At 32.9% G+C, this 23433-nt stretch carries 28 protein-coding genes; all 28 read left to right on the top strand.

Translation table 11 applies throughout. The annotated features are described in order from the left end of the window. Nucleotides 1-97: 97 nt before the first annotated feature. The 28 genes from flgB (at nt 98) to JK636_RS19780 (ending at nt 23424) form a co-directional block, all read left to right on the top strand. Complete coding sequence (gene flgB, locus JK636_RS19915; protein WP_202750737.1) at nt 98-502, top strand: flagellar basal body rod protein FlgB; 405 nt, start codon at nt 98-100, stop codon at nt 500-502. A gap of 8 nt (nt 503-510) precedes the next feature. Then, the gene (gene flgC / locus JK636_RS19910) at nt 511-945 is read left to right on the top strand and encodes a flagellar basal body rod protein FlgC (RefSeq protein WP_202750736.1); all 435 of its coding nucleotides are present in this window, start codon (nt 511-513) and stop codon (nt 943-945) included. 57 nt (nt 946-1002) lie between these two features. Beyond that, on the top strand, nt 1003-1260 hold the full coding sequence (gene fliE / locus JK636_RS19905; protein WP_476727383.1) for a flagellar hook-basal body complex protein FliE: 258 nt from the start codon (nt 1003-1005) through the stop codon (nt 1258-1260). Nucleotides 1261-1288: 28 nt separating this feature from the next. Beyond that, a complete protein-coding gene (gene fliF, locus JK636_RS19900; protein ID WP_202750734.1) occupies nt 1289-2881 on the top strand; it encodes a flagellar basal-body MS-ring/collar protein FliF in 1593 nt (530 codons plus the stop codon). Nucleotides 2882-2887: 6 nt separating this feature from the next. Then, nucleotides 2888-3901, top strand: a complete 1014-nt coding sequence (gene fliG / locus JK636_RS19895) for a flagellar motor switch protein FliG (RefSeq protein WP_202750733.1) — start codon at nt 2888-2890, stop codon at nt 3899-3901. Further along, nucleotides 3885-4655: a FliH/SctL family protein gene (locus JK636_RS19890; RefSeq protein WP_202750732.1), complete on the top strand. Its 771-nt coding sequence runs from the start codon at nt 3885-3887 to the stop codon at nt 4653-4655. The genes fliG and JK636_RS19890 overlap by 17 nt, the downstream gene beginning before the upstream one ends. A 1-nt stretch (nt 4656) precedes the next feature. Further along, complete coding sequence (fliI, locus tag JK636_RS19885) at nt 4657-5964, top strand: flagellar protein export ATPase FliI (protein WP_202750731.1); 1308 nt, start codon at nt 4657-4659, stop codon at nt 5962-5964. A 14-nt stretch (nt 5965-5978) separates the two neighbouring features. Continuing rightward, nucleotides 5979-6413, top strand: coding sequence for a flagellar export protein FliJ (gene fliJ, locus JK636_RS19880; protein ID WP_202750730.1), 435 nt, complete (start codon nt 5979-5981; stop codon nt 6411-6413). 4 nt (nt 6414-6417) lie between these two features. Next, the gene (locus tag JK636_RS24075) at nt 6418-7779 is read left to right on the top strand and encodes a flagellar hook-length control protein FliK (protein ID WP_202750729.1); all 1362 of its coding nucleotides are present in this window, start codon (nt 6418-6420) and stop codon (nt 7777-7779) included. 17 nt (nt 7780-7796) lie between these two features. Further along, nucleotides 7797-8237, top strand: coding sequence for a flagellar hook assembly protein FlgD (locus JK636_RS19870; protein ID WP_202750728.1), 441 nt, complete (start codon nt 7797-7799; stop codon nt 8235-8237). A gap of 16 nt (nt 8238-8253) precedes the next feature. Next, nucleotides 8254-8640: a TIGR02530 family flagellar biosynthesis protein gene (locus JK636_RS19865; protein ID WP_202750727.1), complete on the top strand. Its 387-nt coding sequence runs from the start codon at nt 8254-8256 to the stop codon at nt 8638-8640. Nucleotides 8641-8732: 92 nt separating this feature from the next. Beyond that, entirely contained in the window at nt 8733-9761 is a 1029-nt protein-coding gene (locus JK636_RS19860) for a flagellar hook-basal body complex protein (RefSeq protein ID WP_202750726.1), read from the top strand. A 283-nt stretch (nt 9762-10044) separates the two neighbouring features. After that, on the top strand, nt 10045-10236 hold the full coding sequence (locus tag JK636_RS19855) for a flagellar FlbD family protein (RefSeq protein ID WP_202750725.1): 192 nt from the start codon (nt 10045-10047) through the stop codon (nt 10234-10236). A gap of 35 nt (nt 10237-10271) precedes the next feature. Beyond that, entirely contained in the window at nt 10272-10808 is a 537-nt protein-coding gene (locus JK636_RS19850) for a flagellar basal body-associated FliL family protein (RefSeq protein ID WP_202750724.1), read from the top strand. An 11-nt stretch (nt 10809-10819) separates the two neighbouring features. Next, nucleotides 10820-11167: a flagellar biosynthetic protein FliO gene (gene fliO, locus JK636_RS19845; RefSeq protein ID WP_202750723.1), complete on the top strand. Its 348-nt coding sequence runs from the start codon at nt 10820-10822 to the stop codon at nt 11165-11167. Nucleotides 11168-11169: 2 nt separating this feature from the next. Then, the gene (gene fliP / locus JK636_RS19840; protein ID WP_202750722.1) at nt 11170-11937 is read left to right on the top strand and encodes a flagellar type III secretion system pore protein FliP; all 768 of its coding nucleotides are present in this window, start codon (nt 11170-11172) and stop codon (nt 11935-11937) included. Nucleotides 11938-11994: 57 nt separating this feature from the next. Continuing rightward, nucleotides 11995-12264, top strand: coding sequence for a flagellar biosynthesis protein FliQ (gene fliQ, locus JK636_RS19835; protein WP_202750721.1), 270 nt, complete (start codon nt 11995-11997; stop codon nt 12262-12264). 25 nt (nt 12265-12289) lie between these two features. Continuing rightward, nucleotides 12290-14119 (top strand): fused FliR family export protein/FlhB family type III secretion system protein, encoded by a 1830-nt coding sequence (locus JK636_RS19830; RefSeq protein WP_202750720.1) that lies wholly within the window; start codon nt 12290-12292, stop codon nt 14117-14119. Nucleotides 14120-14150: 31 nt separating this feature from the next. Beyond that, a complete protein-coding gene (gene flhA, locus JK636_RS19825; protein ID WP_202750719.1) occupies nt 14151-16220 on the top strand; it encodes a flagellar biosynthesis protein FlhA in 2070 nt (689 codons plus the stop codon). After that, the gene (gene flhF, locus JK636_RS19820; protein ID WP_202750718.1) at nt 16221-17354 is read left to right on the top strand and encodes a flagellar biosynthesis GTPase FlhF; all 1134 of its coding nucleotides are present in this window, start codon (nt 16221-16223) and stop codon (nt 17352-17354) included. After that, nucleotides 17348-18202, top strand: a complete 855-nt coding sequence (locus JK636_RS19815) for a MinD/ParA family protein (protein WP_202750717.1) — start codon at nt 17348-17350, stop codon at nt 18200-18202. The genes flhF and JK636_RS19815 overlap by 7 nt, the downstream gene beginning before the upstream one ends. A gap of 11 nt (nt 18203-18213) precedes the next feature. After that, nucleotides 18214-18849: a flagellar brake protein gene (locus tag JK636_RS19810; RefSeq protein WP_202750716.1), complete on the top strand. Its 636-nt coding sequence runs from the start codon at nt 18214-18216 to the stop codon at nt 18847-18849. 26 nt (nt 18850-18875) lie between these two features. Beyond that, entirely contained in the window at nt 18876-19601 is a 726-nt protein-coding gene (locus tag JK636_RS19805) for a FliA/WhiG family RNA polymerase sigma factor (protein ID WP_202750715.1), read from the top strand. Nucleotides 19602-19615: 14 nt separating this feature from the next. Further along, nucleotides 19616-20101, top strand: coding sequence for a hypothetical protein (locus tag JK636_RS19800; RefSeq protein WP_202750714.1), 486 nt, complete (start codon nt 19616-19618; stop codon nt 20099-20101). 193 nt (nt 20102-20294) lie between these two features. Next, complete coding sequence (locus JK636_RS19795; protein WP_202750713.1) at nt 20295-21089, top strand: flagellar hook-basal body complex protein; 795 nt, start codon at nt 20295-20297, stop codon at nt 21087-21089. Between the two features lie 27 nt (nt 21090-21116). After that, entirely contained in the window at nt 21117-21944 is an 828-nt protein-coding gene (locus JK636_RS19790) for a flagellar hook-basal body complex protein (RefSeq protein WP_202750712.1), read from the top strand. Between the two features lie 509 nt (nt 21945-22453). Then, on the top strand, nt 22454-22648 hold the full coding sequence (locus JK636_RS19785; RefSeq protein ID WP_202750711.1) for a hypothetical protein: 195 nt from the start codon (nt 22454-22456) through the stop codon (nt 22646-22648). A 14-nt stretch (nt 22649-22662) separates the two neighbouring features. After that, entirely contained in the window at nt 22663-23424 is a 762-nt protein-coding gene (locus JK636_RS19780; RefSeq protein ID WP_202750710.1) for a hypothetical protein, read from the top strand. Nucleotides 23425-23433 lie beyond the last annotated feature (9 nt).

Raw genomic sequence — 23433 nt, 5'->3', positions numbered from 1 at the left:
CAAATAATCTGTTTTCATGTAAAATAAAATTAATTAAATACCGCGAAATGTGCAATATTAATGGAAAAATAACCTAAATGATTATGGAGAGGATTGTATGAGTATAAATAATTTGTCGAATAGTTCTGAAACATATAGCCTTTTAAAGAAGGGGCTTGATGCTTCCTCACTAAGAAGCAAGGTTACTGCAAACAATATAGCTAATATTAATACAAAGGGATATAAGAAATATACAGTTTCTTTTGAAGAGAATCTAAACAAAAGCATAGATTCACTTGATTTAAAAACCACTGAAGAAAAACATATTAAAGATGGAAGCGAAAGTGGCGATATTAGTGTTCAACAAGACACCTCAACAAGCACAAGGCAAGATGGAAATAATGTAGATATAGATAATGAAATGGCAAATCAAGCAGCAAATCAGCTTATGTATAATGCACTAATAAGTCAGGTTAACAGCAGACTATCACTAGAAAGATATGTAGTTAATGGAGGTAAATAATAAATATTATGATTAATGCTTTTAATACTTTAAGAATAAGTGCAAGCGGACTTTCAGCAGAGAGACTTAGAATGGATACTGTAGCTTCCAATATAGCAAATGTAAATACTACAAGAGGAGAAAATGGACAACCTTATAAAAGAAAGATTGCAGTTTTCCAAGAGAATTTAGATAGTGCTATTGATAATCAGACAGGGCAAACTAAAGATAAGCTTTTGGGAGTTAAGGCAGTAGGAATAGAAGAGGACCAATCACCACTTAGAAGAGTATATGATCCTTCAAATCCAGATGCTGATGCTGAAGGCTATGTTAATATGCCAAATGTAAATATTTTAAACGAAATGGCAGATATGATAGCATCCACGCGTGCCTACGAAGCTAATGTTAACGCAATGAATGCAGAAAAAGGAATGTTTTCAAAAGCTTTAGAAATCGGGAGATAAGGAGAATAGAATATGAAGATAAATGGTTTTGTTCCAGACAGCAGTATTTTTGACAGTATGAAAACTGCTGATAAGGTTACCAGCAAGGAAAATGATAGTAGCTTTTTTGATACTTTAAAGCAAAAGTTAGATGAGGTTAATGATCAACAGATACAAGCAGACGATATTACAGAGCAATTTGTTAAAGGTGATGATGTTGATATTCATCAAGTAATGCTAAGTACAGAAGAGGCTAAAATGTCTTTAGAGCTTGCTGTTCAAATCAGAAATAAGCTTGTTGAAGCTTATCAGGAAATCAATAGGATGCAGTTATAGTTATTATATATTATAAGGAGTGCTATGAATGGGTAAGCTATCGGATTTTTTTAAAAAGCAATACGATAAGTGGAAGAATCTAAAAAGTGGTGTGAAGATAGCTTTGGGGGTTAGTTTTATTGGAGTATTGATTGTTGCTATTTATTTAACTGTGTCTTTAGGTTCCACAAAATATAGTGTTTTGTTTGCTAATTTAGAATCAGACCAGGCAAAGGCTGTAATGGATCAATTAAAACAGCAGAAAATTACTGATTACAAGATTTCAGGAAATTCTATTCTTGTTCCCAGCACACAGGTTGATTCTCTTAGACTTCAGTTAGCTCCGCAAATCGATTCAACTAGCAGCGGATGGGCGTTATTTGACACAGGCAATACGTTTTCATCAACTGATGCAGAACTAAAAATAAAATATCAGAGAGCTCTTCAAGCTGAACTAGAAAAGACAATAAAAAGTTTTCCTCAAATAGATAAAGCCAGAGTTACTTTGGTTTTACCTGAAGATAGTGTGTTTGTAAAGGATTCTACCCCAGCAAGTGCATCAGTTACATTAATTATGAAATCAGGACAAGCTTTAAACGATGATCAGGTTAGAGCAATAGTAGCACTTGTTACTGGAAGTGTTAAAAATTTACCAAAAGAAAATGTTCAAGTTGTTGATGATAAAATGAAGCTTTTAACAAAGGATTTGTTTGATGAAGATAAAATGGCTATAAATAGTGCAACTGAAAAGCAGCAGCAGTATAAAAGCAATTTAGAAAAGCAGCTTGAAACCAAGGCAATGGAACAGCTTTCAAAGCCCTATAAAAATAAGGTAACTGTTAAGGTAAATGCTGATGTGGATTTTGATGCAGTTCAAAGTACAACCAATACTGTTGACCCTAAGGGAACTGTTGTGAGCGAAAAGTATACTAGAGATACAAATGGTGCTACAACTACAAGACCATCGCAAAGTCCAGTAGATAATAATATGACAAATGGTACTACAACTACAACTACCAATACTAATGGTAATGTAACACATGAAGAAGAAACTAAGAATTATGAAATAAGCAAAAGTGAAACTAAAACTGTTAAAGCACCTGGGTCTGTAAAAAGGTTAACCGCCTCTGTTATTATTGATGGAACACTCGACAGCACTCAGCAGCAGCAAATTAAAGATTTAGTTTCTAATGCTATAGGCTATGATCAAAATAGAGGCGATACAATTACTGTAGAAGGAATGAAGTTTGATACTACTGACCTTCAGGCTGCTCAAAAAACTATAGATGAAATGAAACAGGCTGATGCTCAGACTCAAAAGATGACTCTATATAAGGAGCTTGTTGCTGGAGGAGCAGGTTTAATTGTCTTAATAATATTTATAATTGCTATGGCAAGAAGGAGAAAAAAGAGCTTGCCACAGGAAGAACAATTGGAAGCTATTGTGCCTCCTAAAGGTATTGACGTGCTTATAGGAAACGAAGAGCCGAAAGTACAAGTAGAGTTTAAGCCAATAGATTTTGATAATGAAAGTAATAGTGAGAGATCTCATATTGAAAAAGAAATAAAAAGATATGCAGCTGAAAAACCAGAACAGGTTGCCGATATTATAAAATCTTGGCTGGCTGAAGATGAGAGGTGATAGTTAGTGGCTAAGGAGACAAAATTAACTGGTGTTCAGAAAGCTGCAATACTATTTATAACCTTGGGTCCAGATGCAGCCTCAGGAATTATAAAAAAGCTTCCTGAATCAGAAATTCAAAAGATTACCTATGAAATAGCTAATATTACTTCAGTAGGACCGGAACAGAAGGAAGAAATATTAGATGAATTTATTCAAATAAATAAGGCCAAGGACTTTATCATCGAAGGTGGACTTGAATATGCAAGGACACTTCTTGGAAAAGCTCTTGGTGCTCAAAGAGCTAAAGAAATAATGGAAAAGGTCACTGAAGCTACACAACAGTATAGACCTTTTTCCATTGCAAGAAAGGCCGATGCTCATCAGCTTTTAAATATAATTTCAAATGAGCATCCCCAAACTATATCTCTTGTACTTTGCTATCTGCAGCCAGACAAGGCAGGTCAGATTCTTTCAGCACTTCCAGAGGATGTACAGTCTGAAGTTGCACTTAGAATTGCTTCTATGAACAATACTTCACCAGCTGTAATCAAGGAAGTAGAAAAGGTTCTTGATACAAAGCTATCAAGCGTTGTTAAGTCTGATATGACTGTTCTAGGAGGGGTTCAGACACTTGTTGATATATTGAATCAGGTTGATAGAACTACAGAAAAGAATATTACAGAGGGTCTTGAAAAAGAGAATGCAGAACTTGCCGAAAAAATCAAAGAGTCTATGTTTGTATTCGAAGATATTATTACGCTTGATGATGTATCAATTCAAAGAGTTCTTAGAGAGGTTGATACTAAGGAACTTGCACTTGCCCTTAAAGGCTGCTCGGAAGAAGTTGCTAATGCTATTTTCAGAAATCAATCAAAGAGAGCTGCTGCCGCTTTAAAGGAAGATATGGAATTCTTAGGACCAGTAAGACTTATGGATGTTGAAAAAGCACAGCAAAAGATTGTTTCGGTAATTAGAAGATTAGATGAAGCTGGCGAAATTGTAATCTCTAGAGGTGGCGAAGATGCAATCATCGTATAATGTTATAAAAAATAACAGCGTTAAGCCTACAGGCTTAAGGGAAATTGTTACTAATATTGAGATAGAAAAAATAGTAGACCCTGAGGTTGAAAAAAGTACAAAGCCTTATATAGAGAGTTATGAGAACTTAGCTAAAAATATATTGGAAAATGCTCGAAGGCAAAGTGAGCAAATAAAATTAAAAGCATTTGATGAGATAAGAAAATTAGAAGAAGAAGCGTTTAATAAGGCTGAGCAGCTTAAAAAAGAAGCCTTTGAGCAAGGTTTTAGCGAGGGGCAGCTGGAGGGCTTTAATAAGGCATACTATGAAACTATTGACAGCGCAAAGCTTGAAGCTGAAGGTATTGTATCAATGGCTCATGAATTATTAAATAATGCAAAATCAGAATACGAAAATTATTTAAAAGAAAAGACAAGTGAAATTAGTGAACTTATATTAACAATTTCTAAAAGCGTTATAAAGAGAGAAATAGAAGACAAGGGTATGATAAATGAAATGATTTTAAGTGCCCTTGAGACTTCTAAAAACTCTAAAAATTTTATTATACGATGCAATAGTTTACACCTTGAAGAACTAAAGGCTCAGATTGACAATTGGAAAGAACAGCTCGGTTTCTTCGGTGATATTTTTATACTAAAAGATAACAGTTTAGAGATAGGAAATGCTGTAATTGATAAAGGCAATGGCAAAATAGTAGTTGGAGTAGATTACGCACTTTTAAGAATTAAGGATATTCTTGAAGGGAAGGAGTAATATGTTTTCAGTGGATTTTGCAGCTCTTAAGAAAAAGATAGAAGATACGAGTTTAGTATATGTAGAAGGATTAGTTAAAAAAGTTATAGGTCTCACAATAGAGGTTGAAGGTATAAGAGCTTTTGTTGGTGAGGTCTGTACTATATATAACGAAAAAAATCTTCCTATTACTTGTGAGGTAGTAGGGTTTAAAGAAGATAATGTTATATTAATGCCTCTTGGAGAACTTATTGGTATAGCTCCTGGCTGCAGGGTTGTCTCCCATGGAAAACCTTTAAGCGTTAGTTGTTCAGATAACCTTTTAGGTAAAATTTTAGATGGGCTTGGAAATCCTTTAGAAGGAGAAGAACTAAGAGGCGAAGCTTTATATCAGCTTGATAGAGATCCTCCTGACCCACTAAAGAGAAGAAGAATTAAAGATGTGCTTCCAACCGGGGTTAGAGCAATTGATGGCTTTTTAACCTGTGGAGAAGGGCAAAGAGTTGGTATATTTGCAGGCAGTGGTGTTGGTAAAAGTACAACACTAGGAATGATTGCTAAATACGCGGAAGCTGATGTGAATGTAATTGCTCTTATAGGGGAAAGAGGAAGAGAAGTACTTGACTTTATTGAGAGAGACTTAGGAGAGGAAGGACTGAAAAGATCTGTTATAGTATGTGCTACTTCTGACAGACCAGCTTTGGTAAGACTAAAGGGAGCTTTTACAGCTACAGCAATTGCAGAGTACTTTAGAGATCAGGGCAAAAAGGTAATACTAATGATGGATTCAGTAACTAGATTTGCTATGGCGCAAAGAGAAGTTGGACTTGCTATCGGTGAGCCGCCTGCTACAAAAGGCTATACACCTTCAGTGTTTGCAATGCTTCCTAGACTTATGGAACGTTCAGGAATGTCTGATAAAGGCTCTATAACAGCTTTTTATACGGTTCTTGTTGATGGTGATGATTTTAATGAGCCTATTGCGGATGCAGTGAGAGGTATACTGGATGGACATATTGTATTATCTAGAGCTCTTGCCGCAAAAAATCATTATCCTGCTATAGATATTTTAAGCAGCGTAAGCAGACTTATGTCTGAAATAGCTGATGATGAGCATAAAAAAACCGCTTCTTTATGCAGAGACTTACTTGCAACTTATAAGGATTCTGAGGATTTAATTAATATTGGAGCCTATGTTAAGGGAAGCAATAAAAAGGTTGATATGGCTATCAATTATAATGATGCTATTGAAAAATTCTTAAGACAAGGTGTTAAGGAACATACAGAATTTAAAGACAGTTTAATCGCCTTAAAAAATATTTTTAAATAGGAAGTGCTTAGAAGTTGGAAGGTTATAAGTTTAGACTGCAAAAATTATTGGACATAAGATCTGATAAGGAAGAGGAAAGCAAAAGATTATTTAAAGAAGCACAGCTTGAGAGAGAAGGGGCTGAGCAAAAGTTAAATACTCTTAAGGAAAACTATAACAAGTATAGATCTTCTGAAAGCAAAAATCTTGTAGAGCAAAAGCTAAAGCATATGTATCTTAATGCGCTGAATGTATCTATTGTTGAAGCAGATACAATTCTAAAGCTGAAAACTGATAAACTTGATGAAAGAAGAGAGCAGTTAAAGCAAAGACAAATCGAAAGAAAAACTGTTGAAACTCTTAAAGATAACCAGTTAAAAGCTTTTATTAAGGAACAAGATTTTATAGAGCAGAAAACTAATGATGAGTTTGCTTTATACGGATTTTTAAGAGCACGTGAAAGGAGGTGAAAAAGTGGTAAACTCGGTTACAAATGTTACAGTTCAAAGTACAAATGATTCAAATAGTGCAATAAAGAAGGAAGCATCAAAAGAAGTAAAAAGCAGTTTCAAAGAGGTACTTGATAACACAAAGGAAGAAGAGGTTAAGTCCGAGCCTTCTGTTAAAGACAAAGGTGAAACAGAGGATGAAAAAAATACTACGGATTTAAATGAATTGAATGAAAAATTAGATAGTATGGATATAGACCAGATTATCAACATGCTGATGCTTTTGAAAATTGATCCTAAAGATATATTAAGTCTTAAGGAAAGTATAAAAAAGTGCGACTCTGATAATATAAAGGCAATTATTTCAAAACTTGTTGAAGATACTTCTGTGCAGCAGGTTAAATCTGTCGTAGAACTAGCAACTAATCAAAATTTAAAATCAATAGATAGTAATATGAAGTCTAAAGAACAAGGTATTAGCGATATTATTTCTAATATTTTAAAAAATGACGAAGTTGTAAATATACCTGATAAACAACCAGTTCAAGCAAAGCCTGGGTATGAGCCTGATAACAAACAAGAAATTATTGCTATGCTGCATAAAAGGTTTACTGAAGGCAACTTAAATCCTAATAATAAACAGCCAGATGAGAGCGTTGATTTAAAGTTGAATAAGATTTTGCAGGAAGTTACAAATAATGAATATGTAAAACTATCTAAAGGAGATTTATCAATTAATACGAATTTGGCAGAAAATGAAAACCTAAACGATAGTAAACTTAATTTTGTTGAACAAATACCTTCTAAGAGTACTGAAAAAGAAGACAAACTTTTAAAGAACTTGATTCAGCAGGACAAACCAAAGGGAGCTAAAGACGCTATTGGTGATAAAATCACTAACGTTTTATCAAGATTTGAAGTTTCAACTTTAAACAAACCAGTGGTTGCTGTTGACACGCCGGTAGTAAACAAGGCAAGCTTTAATATTGACTTAATAAAAGCAGTTAAATATATGGATATCAATAATCTTAAAGAGCTTTCAGTTAAAATTATGCCGAAGGATTTAGGGCAAATGGTTATTAGGTTGACTATGGATAATGGTATTATGAAGGCTAATATTACTGCAACTAATAAGGAAACTTATGATTTGCTAAACTCCCAGCTTCCAGCAATAAGCAAGCAGCTTTCAGAGCAAAACTTGTCAATACAAAGCTTTAGCTTAAGTTTAAGCAACGGAGATAATTTCCTTTTCAATGGAAATGAAAGCAATACTGACGGCCAGCAAAAAAATCATAAAAAAAATGTGGGTATAGATGCAATTGAAGATGAGGATTTGTTATCTGAAGCAAATATACAACAAGAAGGTAATGTTAATTTATTAGCATAAAAAGGAGGTAAAGGATAATGTCTGAAAATGTAACTAACACGACTGCATTTAGTGTTGACAAAAAAACAAGCACTGCTACAGCAAAGGGTACTAAGATAGTAAAGCCTGGAAATGAGATGGACAAAAATGCTTTTTTAAGAATATTAAGTGCTGAACTATCAAACCAAGATCCTGAAAATACTAAAGATTCAACACAATACGTAGCACAAATGGCTCAGTTTGCATCACTAGAACAAATGACGAATTTAAATAGCGGTGTGACTTTAATGGGAGCATCAAATTTAATTGGAAAGTCAGTAAAATTAAACGCAGTAGATGATTTTGGAAATCAATATGCAGGTACTGTTATGGGAGCAGTTAAAGATGGATCAAGTATAAAACTTAATATTAAAGTTGATGAAAATGGCAAAAAAGTAACAAAAGAATTCCCATACGAAGACATTTTAGAAATTGAGTAGTTAGGAAATATAAGCTATGAGTTATAGAGTTATCAATGGCAAGTTGTATTCTGTTGATGATTATACTAAGTTTTCATCTGAAGTAAATAGAAAAGTTAGTGATGGGACTAGCTTTAAAGAAATTCTTTCAAAAGAAATAAATAAAAAAGATGGCTTTGTAATATCAAATCATGCTGCAGAAAGACTTAAGGAGAGAAATATCACTTTAAATGAAAGTGATATGAATACGATAAATGATGGAATTAATAAAGCTCTGGAAAAGGGAGCTTCAGAATCACTAATTTTGTATAAAGATGTAGCTTTTTTAACAAGTATTAAGAACAGGACTATAATTACTGCAGTTGATAAGGAAAGCAGCAAAGGAAATGTATTTACTAATATAGACAGTGTAGTGCTTTTATAATAGGCAGGACCTTCAATAGGATGCCTTACTTTGCGGAATGACGGAAGCAAAGTTTATAATTGAACAAAAATAAAGAAATTGGAGGAAAGTAAATGTTAAGATCATTATATTCAGGAATATCTGGAATGAAGGTAAATCAAACAAAGCTTGATGTTATAGGTAATAATATAGCTAACGTAGGTACAACTTCTTTTAAAGGAGCAAGAGTTAGATTTCAGGATATGTTAAGCCAAAATGTATCACAAGCTTTAGGGCCTGGATTGAATCAAGGTGGTGTTAACCCAAGACAAGTTGGTCTTGGAGTGCAGATGGCAGGTATAGACACAATGGTTTCTCAGGGAATGATGCAGCCTACCAGCAGAAATCTTGATGCAGCAATAGACGGAGATGGATATTTTATGGTTGGAACTGGGCAAGTTCCAGCAAACAATGGAGCTGGTGTCGGCATAAATAATGGAAAAATTACAAATGCAAACAATATGGCTGTCCAATATACAAGGGATGGTTCCTTTACTCTTGATGAACAAGGAAATTTATTGACTTCTGACGGCAGCAGGGTTTTGGGATATGCTCTAGTACAAACCATTACCAATGCTGGTGTTACCACCACAACAAACAGCGTAGATTACAGCACAAACGGTTCGTTAAATTTTGTTGATCTTAATGATGGTGTAAATAAACCAGTAGCTGGTAATACCTTAGTTCCGCTTAAGGTTCCAGACAGCGTTATAAAAAATGGAAATGAAATGAGAATAAAAACTTTTTCAATTGGTAAAGACGGCGTAATTTCGGCTGTACTTGAAGATGGTTCAGTAACGGGGCTTGGACAAATTGCTATGGCTTCTTTTAAAAACCCTGCAGGTTTATCAAAGGTTGGAAAAAATCTTTACGAAAGATCAGCAAACTCAGGCGAACCAATTGTGAGAAGCGGGTTAAACGCTGCTACTGACAACAGCAAGGGGTATGGAGATATGCTTCAAGGTATGCTGGAAATGTCAAATGTAGATCTTGCAGAACAATTTACAGACATGATCGTAACTAGCAGAGCCTTTCAGGCAAATTCAAAGACTATAACTACTGGTGATGAAATTCTTCAAGATATACTAAACCTAAAGAGATAGTATTAATATTAATTAGTATCTGAGCCGGATAAATTTATTTTTCTATTTGTTAATTTGGATATGTAATTAAATATGAACTAAGTAATTCCAAAGTTAACAACAATAAAGCAGTTGTAAAAATATGTGTTAACGGATACAATATGATTAGTAAATTTATCTGGCATACTGATTAAAACTATCGTTGTACTTATATTTAAGCTTGCATTTAATACGATAGTTTCAGTATGCTAGATTTGTTTTTTGAAGGCTTACCATACTACAATGAATTTTGGAGGATTTTAATATGATAAAGCTCACAGGACTTAATAATAAAGAACTAATACTAAATGCAGAGCATATTGAAAAACTTGAAGCTGTGCCTGAAAGTTTAATAACCTTAACAAATGGAAATAAGTATCTTGTTCGTGAGAGCAATGAGGAAATCGTAAGTAAGGTTTTGGAATATAAAAGTAAGATACAAAGGTTTGGTTTGTAATTTATAAGTAACAAGATAATAAAGGAGATTTAGAAATGGCTGAGAAGAAAGAAAAAAAAGGGAAAGAAAAGGGGAAAGGCAGTCTATTTAAAATATCTATAATAGTATTGCTTGTATTAGTTGTTTTAGGTCTAGGATTTACTGGTTACCTGCTTTTAACTAATAAGAATGCAGCTGCAGCTGAAACAACGCAAAAAACACAAACTACTAATAATCTAAATAGTATGGAAGCTATTAATGCTCTTAACCAAATTTCATCAAGTACTTATAGTATGGAAGAATTTTTAGTAAACCTTGCTGATGAAGGCGGTAAAAGATATTTTAAAGTAAAGCTTACTCTTGGTTATGAACCAACTAAAAAGAAAGAAAAAGAAATGGCAGCAGAATTTGATACCAAAAAACCGGTTTTAAGAGATGCGATAAACAATATTTTAAGATCAAAGAAAACTACAGATTTAACTACTCAAAAGAATATTGACGATTTGAAGAAGGAAATTCTAACTAAGATCAATCCCTATTTTGAAAATGGAAGAATTAATAATATTTATCTTACTGATATCTTAATTCAATAAAGGAGAAAGATATGGATCTAAGCTTTTTATCTATGATTTTAAAGATAATCATTTTTCTTCCTTTTATTCTTTTTCTATTCTATCTTTCTGTTAAGTTTGGTGGAAACAAGCTGCAGAAAATTCAAAATGGTAAATTTATAAAGGTTTTTGAGAGAGTTCCATTATCAAAGGAAAATAGTTTGCTTGTAGTTAAAATTGGACAAAAAGGATATGTATTATCCTCTTCTAGCGGCAAGATAGAAACTCTTCTAGAACTTAATGGAGACGAACTTTTAAATCTTGAAGAAACTAAGGAAATTCCTGAGTATACTAGCCTTAAAGAATTTTATCAAAAAGTAATCAAAAAGAAGGAAGATTAAATATGAAAAAAAAATATAGTATATTCGCTGCACTATTAGTAGTTTCTTTTATATTTTTGTTAGGATATAAAGTACAAGCTGCACCTGCTGACATACCTATTCCAAAGGTTAATATTTCTGTAGATGGTGCAAATACTCCAAAAGAATATGTAGACAACATAAAACTATTGATTATATTAACTATACTAACTTTACTGCCTTCCATAATCATAATGATGACAAGCTTTATAAGAATTTCTATAGTATTTTCATTCTTAAGAAGCGCTATTGGTACTCAACAGGCACCTCCAAATCAGGTGTTAGTTGGACTAGCAATATTTCTAACAATTTTCATTATGACACCTACCTTTAATGCAGTAAATAATAATGCAATCAAGCCTTATCTTGATAATAAGATAACTCAGGAGCAAGCAATAGAAGCTGGTTCTAAGCCTTTAAGAGAGTTTATGCTTAAAACTACAAGACAAAATGATTTGAAATTATTTATTGATGTGGCAAAAGTTCAAGGAGATATTACAAAAGATAATGTTCCTCTTTATGTTGTTGTTCCGGCCTTTGTAATAAGCGAATTAAAGACAGCTTTTATAATTGGATTTTTATTATATATTCCTTTCCTAATAATTGATTTAGTCGTTTCAAGCGTACTTCTTTCAATGGGTATGATGATGCTTCCGCCGGTAATGGTATCGCTTCCTTTTAAGTTATTGCTATTTGTAATGGTAGATGGATGGCATCTCTTAGTAAAATCGCTGATTATGGGATTTTCGTAGATACAGCTATGAGGTTCAGATAATTAAAAAAGTTTAGTTTTAGGGGTGAGGTTTACTATGAGTGAAAATATGATTATATCGGTTTTAAAGGATGCTATTCAAACAGGGCTTACAATTGCAGCACCAATACTTTTGATATCTATTGTTGTTGGGTTAATTATTAGTATCTTCCAAGCTACTACACAAATACAAGAGCAGACTTTAACTTTTGTTCCTAAGCTTATTTCTGCGGCAGTAGTTGGCCTTATAGCAGGTCCATGGATGCTTCATACAGTCGTGAATTTTACAGAAAGGATATTTTCACTAATTGCAAATGTAGCAAAATAGAAAAGGGATATCAGGGTGATAAATATTGATTAATATGGCATATTTTACGGCTTTGATACTTGTTTTTATAAGGATGATAGGGTTTTTCGCAGTTGTACCAATTTTTTTTCCTAAGGGACTTCCCAATACTGTAAAGGTTGCCTTTACACTTATTGTTGCATATATTTTGTTACCAGGAATTAATTATTCTGCAGTAAATATAACAAGCAATTATATTTTGATTTCATTTATTATAAATGAAGTTATTACAGGACTTACACTTGGTTTTATAACGAATCTATGTTTTTTTAGCATTAAAATGGCAGGGCAATTTATAGATCAGCAAATAGGCTTTTCCATGATTAGTATGTTTGATCCAACCACAAACAGCAACAGTACTTTTATAGAAAACATTTTATACTGGTGCAGTTTGATATTATTTTTTACTATTGATGGTCACCATATGCTCATAAGAGCACTAGTAGAGAGCTTTAATTCCATTTCACTTGGAAAGTTTATTTTATCTGGTGAAAGTGTTAATCTGATTTTAAATGGTTTTGTACAGTTCTTTGCTATAGGGTTGAAAATTGCAATACCTTTGGTATTGATTATTCTTATAACAGATATAACTTTAGGCCTTATAGGCAGGGCAGTGCCTCAAATTAATTTAATGATATTAGGTCTGCCTATAAAGATATTAGTTGGACTTACTTGCTTTGTATTAGCACTTCCTTTACTTTTTAATATGATCACAAATTCCTTTGGAAACATGCAGGATATTTTGAAGGGAATATTTAAGGTAGTACCTTTTATAGTGGTTTTTGCATCAGAAGACAAGACTGAAGAAGCCACTCCTAAGAAAAAGAGCGATGCAAGAAAAAAGGGACAGGTAGCAAGAAGTAAAGAAGTTAATTTGGCTTTAACAATGCTTGCAGCAACTTTAGCTTTTTTAGCACTTGGAAGCTATGCGGGCAGCAGCCTGAAAGATACTATGCAAATGTTTTTAAATAACTATCTATTAACAAATTTAGATTATAACAGCCTTCAAGGTATAACACTAACAGCACTTTGGAGAATAGCCTTAGTAATTTTGCCAATTATAGTGCCTATCATGATAATGGGGGTACTGGCAAACTTTATCCAAGTAGGTTTTATGGTGACTCAGGAGCCTTTAAAACCTCAGCTGTCAAAAATAAATCCTCTAAAAGGGCTTAAAAGAATATTTTCTTTTAGAACTGTTATAGAAACCATAAAAAACCTAATTATTGTTTCAATTTTAGCTTATGTTGGCTATGGTTTTATAAGAGATAATTACAGCTATATTATGCAGATGGGCAATTTAAAAATAGGTGCAGTTCCTGCAGCCTTTGGGAAAATAGTTATGAGTATATTTTCTAAAATAACTATAATAATGGTCGTTGTAGCTCTTGCTGATTATTTGTATCAAAGATTTCAATACAATAAGGATCTAAAAATGACCAAGCAGGAAATAAAGGAAGAATTTAAGCAGCAGGAAGGAGACCCTCAGATTAAGGGGAAAATAAAGCAAAGACAAAGAGAAATGGCTTCAAGAAGAATGATGCAGGCCGTTCCTGATGCAACAGTAGTTGTTACAAATCCTACTCATATAGCCTGTGCTTTAAGATATAAGGAAGGTGAGGACAGTGCGCCTATTCTTATAGCAAAAGGAGCAGATAATGTAGCAATTAAGATTAAAGAAATTGCTAAAAACAGTGAGGTACCTATAATTGAAAATAGAGCTTTAGCGAGACTTATATTTGCTGAAGTAGAGATAGATTCCAAAGTGCCGACCGAAATGTATCAAGCTGTGGCTGAGGTACTAGCACTGGTTTATAAAATGAATAAGAAAAAGTAGAAGGCTTAATTAGTACAGGGGTGAAATGTAGATGGCTTTAAATACAAAATCAAAATTTAATATTAAAAACAATACCGATGTAATGGTAGCATTTGTAGTTATAGGTATTGTACTTATGATTATTATTCCTCTGCCTCCTACAATACTGGATATACTTTTAGCACTTAATATAACAGTATCAGTAGTAATAATACTTTTAACCATGTTTACAACAGAAGTGCTTCAATTTTCTGTTTTTCCAACATTGCTTCTTATTACAACATTGTTTAGACTGGCCTTAAATATATCTTCTACAAGACTTGTATTAAAGGATGCCTACGCAGGGCATATTATTGAAGCTTTTGGAAGCTTCGTTGTTGGCGGAAACTATGTTGTTGGAATTATAATATTTTTAATTATAATGATTATACAGTTTATGGTTATTACAAATGGTTCAGGCAGAGTAGCGGAAGTTTCTGCAAGATTTACATTGGATGCTATGCCTGGTAAGCAGATGAGTATTGACGCAGATTTAAACTCCGGCTTAATTGATGAACATCAAGCTAAGGAAAGAAGAAAGAAAATGCAAATGGAAGCAGACTTTTACGGTGCTATGGATGGTGCTTCAAAATTCGTTAAAGGTGATGCTATAGCCGGAATTATAATTACTTTAATAAATGTAATCGGTGGTATTATTATAGGCGTAGTGATGCTTAAGATGGATATAGCAAATGCAGCACAAACCTATGTAAGACTTACAATCGGTGACGGACTGGTAAGCCAAATACCAGCACTGCTTATATCTACATCTTCAGGTATATTGGTTACTCGTTCTGGAAGTGATGAAAACCTGGGCACATTGGTTACAACACAGCTGACTGGATCTCCAAAGGTTATTGCAATAGCTTCTGCTGTTTTAATGTTCCTAGCTTTCATACCAGGTCTTCCTCATTTTATCTTTATTGTTTTATCTATAAGTGCGGGGGTAAGTGCATACTTTCTTCATAAAGATGCTAAGAGTGAAGTTGTGGCAAAAATGGAGGAAGAACAGCAGCAAATTATTGAAACTGAAAAGAGAGAGCCTGAAAATGTTATGTCACTTATAAGTGTAGAACCTATGGAAATTGAAATAGGCTATGGGTTAATACCATTGGCTGATGAAAGTGCTGGAGGAGATCTCTTAGAGAGGATATCTTCTGTTAGAAGACAGTGTGCAATCGAAATGGGGATTGTGGTACAACCTATAAGAATAAGAGATAATTTGCAGTTAAAGACTAATGAATATGTAGTTAAGATAAGAGGAACAGTAACAGTAAGAGGGGAGCTTATGCCTAACATGCTGTTATGCATGGATCCGACAAATGGAGAATATGAGATTCAAGGTATAAATGCGGTAGAACCAGCTTTTGGACTTCCTGCTGTATGGATAAATAAGGACCAAAGGGAAGAAGCTGAAATAAAAGGGCTTACTGTAGTAGATCCAACCACTGTTATGGTTACACATTTAACAGAAACCATTAAGAGTCATTCCTATGAGCTTTTAGGAAGACAAGAAGTAAAATTAATAATTGATGCTGTTAAGGAAAAGTACAGTGCGGTTGTAGAAGAACTTATACCAGATTTAATGACTATTGGAGAAGTTCAAAAGGTACTGCAAAATTTACTAAAGGAAAAGGTTCCGATAAAGGATATGGTAACAATAATGGAATCACTTGCAGATAATTCAAGGACTTCAAAGGATATTGAACTCCTAACTGAATACGTTAGATTCGCTTTAGGCAGAACTATATGCAATCCTCTTATAGATGAAAGTAACTCAATAACGGTAGCTACACTTTCTCCTGATATAGAAGAGCTGGTAGCTAAAAATATACAAAAGTCCATGCAGGGGTCTTTTCCGGCAATGGATCCTGATACTACCGGAAGAATATTAAATTCTATAAAGAATGTTACAGATAGTGTTTATTTTAATGATAATCAGCCTGTTTTCTTGGTTTCTCCTAAGATTAGACCTGCTTTTAGAAGGCTTATTGAGATGGTATTTTCAAATATTATAGTCCTTTCCTTAAATGAAATACCAAATGATATAGAGATAAGAACTGAAGGAGTTGTGACCATATAAATGATTATTAAAAGATATATAGTAAGCAGTATGAACGAAGCAATGACAAGAATTCGCTATGAATTAGGCAAGGATGCAGTTATTATAAGTCAAAGAAAAATAAGAAAGCCTGGAATTAAAGGCTTTTTTTCAAAAAAAATATTAGAGGTTACAGCAGCTATTGAAAACGTTAAAAAAAATGATGAAGATATTACAGACAGTATAGAAGCAATAAAAAAAGCTGTAGAAAAGGAAACTGTTAAAAATACTGAGGCTGTAAAAAATGAAATTATTGAAGAAAGCAAACCTTCTTCAAATGATTCAGAGCTTCTTAAAGAGATGCAGGAAATGAAAAATCTTTTATCTGATATGATGAACAAAACTCCCGAAAAAACTCAAAGAAGATCTAAGCTTCAAATTAAGCTTGAAGACAACGACTTAAATGAAAAACTCATCAAAAAAGTTTTGACTAAAGTTAAAGGCTTGGATGAAAGTATGGATGAGGGCCAGAAAGCAAAAATAACTATAGAAAAACTTGCACCTGTGTCTAAAGTTAAGATGGATGGGGCAGTTGTGTTAGTTGGACCTACAGGTGTAGGTAAGACGACAACTATTGCAAAGCTTGCAGGAAGATTATCGCTTATAGATAAGAAAAAAGTAGGTCTTATTACAATAGATACCTATAGAATTGGTGCAGTCGAACAGCTGAAAACCTATGCAGATATAATGAATATTCCTTTTAGAGTTGTATTTACAATGAAGGAAATGGATACTGCCATTGAAAGTATGAAAGATTGTGAAGTTATCTTAATTGATACTACAGGAAGAAGCAGCAAGAATACAATGCAGATCTCTGAGCTTAGGGCTTTTGTGGAAAAGGCTAATACAAGCAACATTCATTTAGTTATAAGCTCTACAACCAAAAATAAAGATGTAGAAGCTATTGTAGAAGGATATAAGGTCTTAAATTACAACAATGTTATCATAACAAAGCTGGATGAGACTTCAACTTATGGTTCTATACTAAATATACTTGATGCTGCTAAAAAGCCGCTTAGCTTTATTACTACCGGGCAAAATGTGCCAGATGATATAAAATCAATATCATCTTCTGAAGTTTCTAGTCTTATATTGGGAGAGGATAGTATATGTTAGATCAAGCTCAAAGATTGAGACAACTTGCATCAAATAATGAAACTAGAGATAGGGCTAGAATAATAACTGTTACCTCCGGCAAAGGTGGAGTAGGTAAAAGTAATTTTGTAGTTAATCTTGGAATAATGCTTCAGCAGATGGGAAAAAAAGTTTTGATATTTGATGCTGATGTTGGTATGGGAAATGACGATGTATTAATGGGATTCTTGCCTAAGTATAATGTTTTTGATGTTATATTTAATGGTAAAGAAATAGATGATGTGGTTATTACAGGCCCATACGGGGTAAAGCTTCTGCCAGGAGGTTCAGGACTCTCAAAGATTGACGAACTTACAAACGAACAAAGAGAAGATTTTATTAAGAAATTAGGGTCGCTAACAGGACTTGATTATATTTTAATGGATACCGGAGCAGGAATAAATAGAAGTGTTCTTGGATTCGTAGCCTGCTGCGAAGAGTTAATAGTTTTAACTACTCCAGAGCCGACATCACTAACAGATGCTTACAGCCTTTTAAAGGCAATAGCTCATTTTAAAATCAAAACTACTGCAAAAGTTGTGATTAATAGGGCTATAGATGAAAAGGAAGCTGTACTTACTTATGGTAAGTTTAACAATGCGGCAGTTAACTTTTTAAAGATGCAAATGGAGTATTTAGGAAGTATTGCTGAGGACAAGAAGCTAGTACAGGCTGTTAGAAGCCAGCAGCCGTTCATAATAGCTTATCCAAACTGTGAAGCTTCTCAAGACGTTGTAAAGATAGCTAAAAAGCTTATCGGGAGTGAAGAAAAGGAACAGAAGACTGGTGTCCAGGGGCTTTTTAAGAAGATTTTCAGTATATTTTCATAAGGAGATAAGAGATGGCAGAAGATTTAAAGTTTACTATAAATAATAAAGTTGAGATATCTTGGGATGATGGATACTATAAAAGTAATATAGAAAATGTTGATGATAAATTTATATGTATAAGTATACCAATAAAGGAAGGGCAATATATACCACTTCGAAAGTTTGAACAAGTTGAAGTGATTTATTATCAAGGAAGTGATATTTATAAATTTTATACAACGGTAGTTGATAGAAAAGTAGATGTTATACCTATTATTGTTTTAGCTTTTCCTAAAGAAGTATTTAAAGTTCAGAGAAGAAAGTTTGTAAGAGTTCCAATTGTCTGTACTATGGAATACTCTAAGTTGGAAAATAAGACTCAAAACATAGTTAAGGCTATAATGGTTGATTTAAGCGGCGGGGGTATGAGGATAAAGTTAAGTAATGATCAGCTTAGCATTGGAAATTTAATTAAAGCTTACATCCCTGTAGGAGACGATAATGTGGAAGTAAAGGGTGAAGTTGTAAGAGTTGAAAAAGATGATCCTAACAAGATGAACATATACGGCATTAATTTTTTAGATTTAGACGATAAAAATAGAGAAAAAATTATAAGATTTATTTTTCAAATAATGCGGGATCAAATGAAGAAAGGTACTACAAACTAAGAGCTGATTATAAAGGGGGGCTAAGGATGGCTTTAGCTAAGGCAGTTGATATAAAAGAACAGATTGTTACTAAGTATATACCTCTTGTTAAATATATAGCTTCCAGGGTGATTATAGGGAAAAGCAAATATATAGAATATGAAGATTTAGTTGGCTTTGGCATGATTGGACTTATGGATGCAATAAATAAGTTTGATGAAAGCAAGGGAATGAAATTTTCTACCTATGCCTCCATTAGGATAAAGGGATCAATGATTGATGAGCTTAGAAAAAACAGTCCGATTTCAAAAGGAGCAATGGACAAGCTTAATAGATATAATGAGGTTATTGAAGCTTTACAGAAAAAATTATTAAGAGAGCCATCTTATGAAGAGGTGGCAAGAGAACTAAAAATGACTTTAGAAGAAGTAGGAGAAATTGAAAGTTATATTAATTATATTTCAGTTGCATCCTTAGAGGACATAATTTTTTCTGATGATGATGATATGCCTCTTATGGGAACGATAGAAGATGAAAAGAGTCCAAGTCCTGAAAAGCAGCTTCAGGATAAAGAAGAAGTGGAGTATTTAGCAAAGGCTTTAGATAATATAAACGAGAAGGATAAAATGGTATTATCTTTATATTATTATGAAGGATTAACTTTAAAGGAAATTGGAAAGGTTCTCGAAGTTTCGGAATCAAGAGTGTGCCAGCTGCACAGCAGGGCAATTATGCATCTAAGAAAAGAATTAAAAAAATTAAAATATGAATAACTGAGGGATAAGTTATGGTGTGGTTTTTATTGGTTACAGGTATATTATTGATTTTTTTTAATATTAAAGCTGTAAAAAAAGATGAAGCATCCTTTAGTAAGGTTTTTCGTAATACTGAGGCTGATATGACGGAAGTTGATGTAAGAATCGGAGAGCTTAGAAGAGAGTTTTCAGAAACTATTTTAGAGCTTCAAAAAGAAATTCAAAAACTGCAAAAGAACGAGGTTAATTATAGCAGTATAGGTGAAGAGAAAATAATAGAAAAAGAAATAGAAGAGAAAAAAATTGAGCAGGAAAGTAATTTAGATGAGGACTTGAATATAGGACTTAAAGAAGATACAATTAATAAAACAGAAGATATTAAATTGAAATCAAATAGTGTTAAAATAGAAGAGATAAATTCTATGCTTAGTATGGGATATTCGGTAGAGGATATTTCAACAAAACTTGGAATAGGCAAGGGGGAAGTACTATTAATAAAAGAATTATATCTAAAATAAAGTATTTAATAGACTTTCTTAGCGACAGAAAAGTTCTACTTGGTATAGGTATAGGAATCATTATTTCAACAGTTATAATGAGCAGCGTGAAATTTAATAATAATATTAGCAGTACAGAAATTGAAAAACGAGCTAAGGCATTGGGAATGGATTATCCTAGTGAATTTAAAGTTATTAATAAGGATGTGAGCAAATGATCAGGGCATTATATACTACGGTATCAGGTCTTATAACTCAAGAAGCTAAACAGGATGTAATAACAAGCAACTTGGCAAATGTTAATACTGTTGGGTTTAAAGAGGATAATTTAGCAGTAAAAAAGTTTGATGATGTTTTAATTGAAAATTATGATAAGATAGTTAATGGGAAAAATGTAAGAAATGTAATAGGCTCTTTAAGTCAGGGAAGTTCCATTGATGGAGTTAATACAAGTTTTACTCAAGGTACTATTGATGATACAGGAAAATGGAGTGATTTTGCTATTGATGGCGGAGGTTTCCTTTCTGTACAGAGAGATAATAATGGAGCAAATAACACTTATTACACTAGAGATGGACATTTTCATGTAAACAGCCAAGGATATTTAGTCAATGATAGTGGAGATAGAGTACTTGCTTCTGCGGTTGATGCAAATGGACAAACTATTGGAAATCCTTCTCCAATACAGGTTGGAAATGAAGAATTAAAGCTTTCAGGCGATGGAACCTTTACTATCCAAGGTAATAGATATAGATTTAGCACTGTTAATTTTACTGATTTAAATTCTCTTAAGAAAATGGGAGATAATCTGTATGAAGGAACTAATGCGATTCAATCAGATAATGTTTCTGTAAAACAAAGCTCACTAGAAAAGTCAAATGTTAATGTAATTAATGAAATGGTTAATATGATGACAGCTATGAGAACCTTTGAATCTAACCAAAAAATTATGCAGTCTTTAGACGAAACTTTAGGAAAGGCTGTAAATGAAGTAGGTACTATAAGATAAATATAATTATCAGAGGAAGTGAAGCAAGTGTTAAGAATATTATGGAGCAGCAGAAGTGCTATGTCTGCTCAGCAAGACAAGCTAGATAGCATCTCAAATAATATAGCAAATGCGAACACAACAGGCTATAAGCGTATAGATGTTAATTTTAAGGATTTGGTATACGAAAACCTTAATAGAACCGGATATCCTGTTTCAACTGCAGGTCAAAACTCTTCCTATAATGGAACTGGTATAAGAACAGGGGAGTGGACTCGTGATAATGGCCAAGGTAATCTTACCCAAACCGGAAAGTCAACAGATTTGGCAATTGATGGACAAGGGTACTTTCAGGTGATTCTTCCAGAAAGAAATGCGGATGGAACTTTCAAAACTGCATTTTCACGAGGAGGAAATTTTAGCATAGACTCACAAGGAGATTTAGTTGACAGCAATGGAAACAGGTTGACTATAGACTTCAATGAAAATATAACTGGGGAAGATAGAAAACTTAGTGAAAATAATTTTACAATAGATGATAAGGGCAGAATTATTAAAACCGAAGGAAATAATTCTGTTGAAGTAGGGAAAATAAATGTTTATAACGTTATGAGTTCGGATTCTATTCAGTCAGTTGGAGAAAATCTTTATACTTTAAAAACTTCCAATGTGAATGGTGTAGAAGTTCCAGTCGAAAGACCTTTTATATCTCAGGATGCTAATGTTATGCAGGGGTTTTCAGAATTGTCTAATGTAGATATTGCTAAAGAAATGACGGATATGATAATAACTCAAAGAGCTTTCGAACTAAGTTCTAAATCGATGAAGACAGCTGATGACATGTGGGGAATGGCTAATAACTTAAGATCAAGATAATAATTTAGTGGTATTGTACTTATGTATAATACTGCTTTTTATTTACCTTAACCTCTTGTGCTAGTTCAACTAGTTATGCTCCGATATATAAATTATGTTCCAAGAATTGTTCACTGCACAAAGAAGTTCTAAGTGAAGGAATAGCCATAAAACTAAGTGTTTTCGTTAAACTCGTACCTCAACAAACGAACAACACTAAAGTTTTATACCTATTCCCTCACTAAGAACTTCTAGTTGTTCACTCAATATTCTTTACACATATTTTATATATCTATGCAGGTTAGTTGAACTAGCACAACACGTTACCTTAAATTATGAATAAATATTAATTAAATAAAGTTTTCATAAATTATTCATTATAGTTCATATATTAATATATACAATGCAAAAGTTCTAATACATTCATGATTTCCCAAAAATACTTGAAACTTGTATATTTTGTGACATCATGAATGTAAGAACTTTATTGCATTATATATATATTATTTTCTAATGGGAGGATTGAATATATGTACAATATGAATAATCAACTTAATATGCAGTATTGCTGCCCAATGTATGAAATATGTAAGCAAAAAAGAGATCCAATGTTTATACCATGTGAATCGCCACTTTTAAGTAATTATGACTTTATGTATAGAACCAATTCATATATATTTGATATTGAAATGAAACCTGTTTCTATTGAAGAAGTAGAGGATTAATCTGGAGGAGTAACATGGGAATAGGTTATGTTCTTGGATGTCTTTTAAGTATAGTTATCTGGAAACTTGACAGACAAAATTTATTTTATAAAATAAATAAATTTATAAGTAAAGGTTTAAAAAGTAAACTGCTGCTTGAAATTTTATACACCTTAATTACAGGTATTATTTGCTATGCAGTATATATAGTCAAGCCTGGTGAAATAATTAATTTCATAATTATATTTTTAGTAATAGATATAAGCAATACAGAGAAAAAGAATTTAAAACAGCGAGAAAAAGTAAAGTTCTATGATACAATATCAACAATCTCGAGAGCATTAGTATGCGGTTTTATAGCACCAGTAATGCTTATATTATTGGCAGGTAACTGTTTTGGACTGGCATATATGATTATATATAATTTAAGCATTCAGGATGAGCAGTTTTACTTTTTAAAATATGTATTTATTCTATTGACAATAATACCAGCAGTTATAGCAGAAGTTTTTCTCTACATAGTATATTTGTGCAGAAACAGAAAATCAGAAATAGATTTCAAAGGAGATTATTTATCTAATTTTTTAAAAAGACCTTTACTTAATGTTGATATTATGGGAGCTTATGTTGAGTCTGTGAATTTTTATTATATGTATAGTTCGCAAAAGACAGATTATTTAAAAAGTTATGGCGGATACAGTAAAAAAATAGACAACATATGTGTGAAAGATTATCTGAGCATAACATATGGCATATGTATAATTGTATTTATATTATTCTATTTATTAATAAAATAAGAAGTGGAA

The sequence above is a fragment of the Clostridium rhizosphaerae genome, assembly GCF_016765585.1.
Classification (GTDB): Bacteria; Bacillota; Clostridia; order Clostridiales; family Clostridiaceae; genus Clostridium_AT; species Clostridium_AT rhizosphaerae.
Note: the sequence above shows the minus strand (reverse complement) of the source record. Positions and strands in the feature narration are given on the sequence as shown.

Coding starts and splice junctions, on each gene's coding strand:
- flgB (WP_202750737.1), top strand. CDS start 98: ATGAGTATAAATAATTTGTCGAATAGTTCTGAAACATATAGCCTTTTA.
- flgC (WP_202750736.1), top strand. CDS start 511: ATGATTAATGCTTTTAATACTTTAAGAATAAGTGCAAGCGGACTTTCA.
- fliE (WP_476727383.1), top strand. CDS start 1,003: ATGAAAACTGCTGATAAGGTTACCAGCAAGGAAAATGATAGTAGCTTT.
- fliF (WP_202750734.1), top strand. CDS start 1,289: ATGGGTAAGCTATCGGATTTTTTTAAAAAGCAATACGATAAGTGGAAG.
- JK636_RS19890 (WP_202750732.1), top strand. CDS start 3,885: ATGCAATCATCGTATAATGTTATAAAAAATAACAGCGTTAAGCCTACA.
- fliI (WP_202750731.1), top strand. CDS start 4,657: ATGTTTTCAGTGGATTTTGCAGCTCTTAAGAAAAAGATAGAAGATACG.
- JK636_RS19870 (WP_202750728.1), top strand. CDS start 7,797: ATGTCTGAAAATGTAACTAACACGACTGCATTTAGTGTTGACAAAAAA.
- JK636_RS19865 (WP_202750727.1), top strand. CDS start 8,254: ATGAGTTATAGAGTTATCAATGGCAAGTTGTATTCTGTTGATGATTAT.
- JK636_RS19860 (WP_202750726.1), top strand. CDS start 8,733: ATGTTAAGATCATTATATTCAGGAATATCTGGAATGAAGGTAAATCAA.
- JK636_RS19855 (WP_202750725.1), top strand. CDS start 10,045: ATGATAAAGCTCACAGGACTTAATAATAAAGAACTAATACTAAATGCA.
- JK636_RS19850 (WP_202750724.1), top strand. CDS start 10,272: ATGGCTGAGAAGAAAGAAAAAAAAGGGAAAGAAAAGGGGAAAGGCAGT.
- fliO (WP_202750723.1), top strand. CDS start 10,820: ATGGATCTAAGCTTTTTATCTATGATTTTAAAGATAATCATTTTTCTT.
- fliP (WP_202750722.1), top strand. CDS start 11,170: ATGAAAAAAAAATATAGTATATTCGCTGCACTATTAGTAGTTTCTTTT.
- fliQ (WP_202750721.1), top strand. CDS start 11,995: ATGAGTGAAAATATGATTATATCGGTTTTAAAGGATGCTATTCAAACA.
- flhA (WP_202750719.1), top strand. CDS start 14,151: ATGGCTTTAAATACAAAATCAAAATTTAATATTAAAAACAATACCGAT.
- flhF (WP_202750718.1), top strand. CDS start 16,221: ATGATTATTAAAAGATATATAGTAAGCAGTATGAACGAAGCAATGACA.
- JK636_RS19815 (WP_202750717.1), top strand. CDS start 17,348: ATGTTAGATCAAGCTCAAAGATTGAGACAACTTGCATCAAATAATGAA.
- JK636_RS19810 (WP_202750716.1), top strand. CDS start 18,214: ATGGCAGAAGATTTAAAGTTTACTATAAATAATAAAGTTGAGATATCT.
- JK636_RS19805 (WP_202750715.1), top strand. CDS start 18,876: ATGGCTTTAGCTAAGGCAGTTGATATAAAAGAACAGATTGTTACTAAG.
- JK636_RS19800 (WP_202750714.1), top strand. CDS start 19,616: ATGGTGTGGTTTTTATTGGTTACAGGTATATTATTGATTTTTTTTAAT.
- JK636_RS19795 (WP_202750713.1), top strand. CDS start 20,295: ATGATCAGGGCATTATATACTACGGTATCAGGTCTTATAACTCAAGAA.
- JK636_RS19785 (WP_202750711.1), top strand. CDS start 22,454: ATGTACAATATGAATAATCAACTTAATATGCAGTATTGCTGCCCAATG.
- JK636_RS19780 (WP_202750710.1), top strand. CDS start 22,663: ATGGGAATAGGTTATGTTCTTGGATGTCTTTTAAGTATAGTTATCTGG.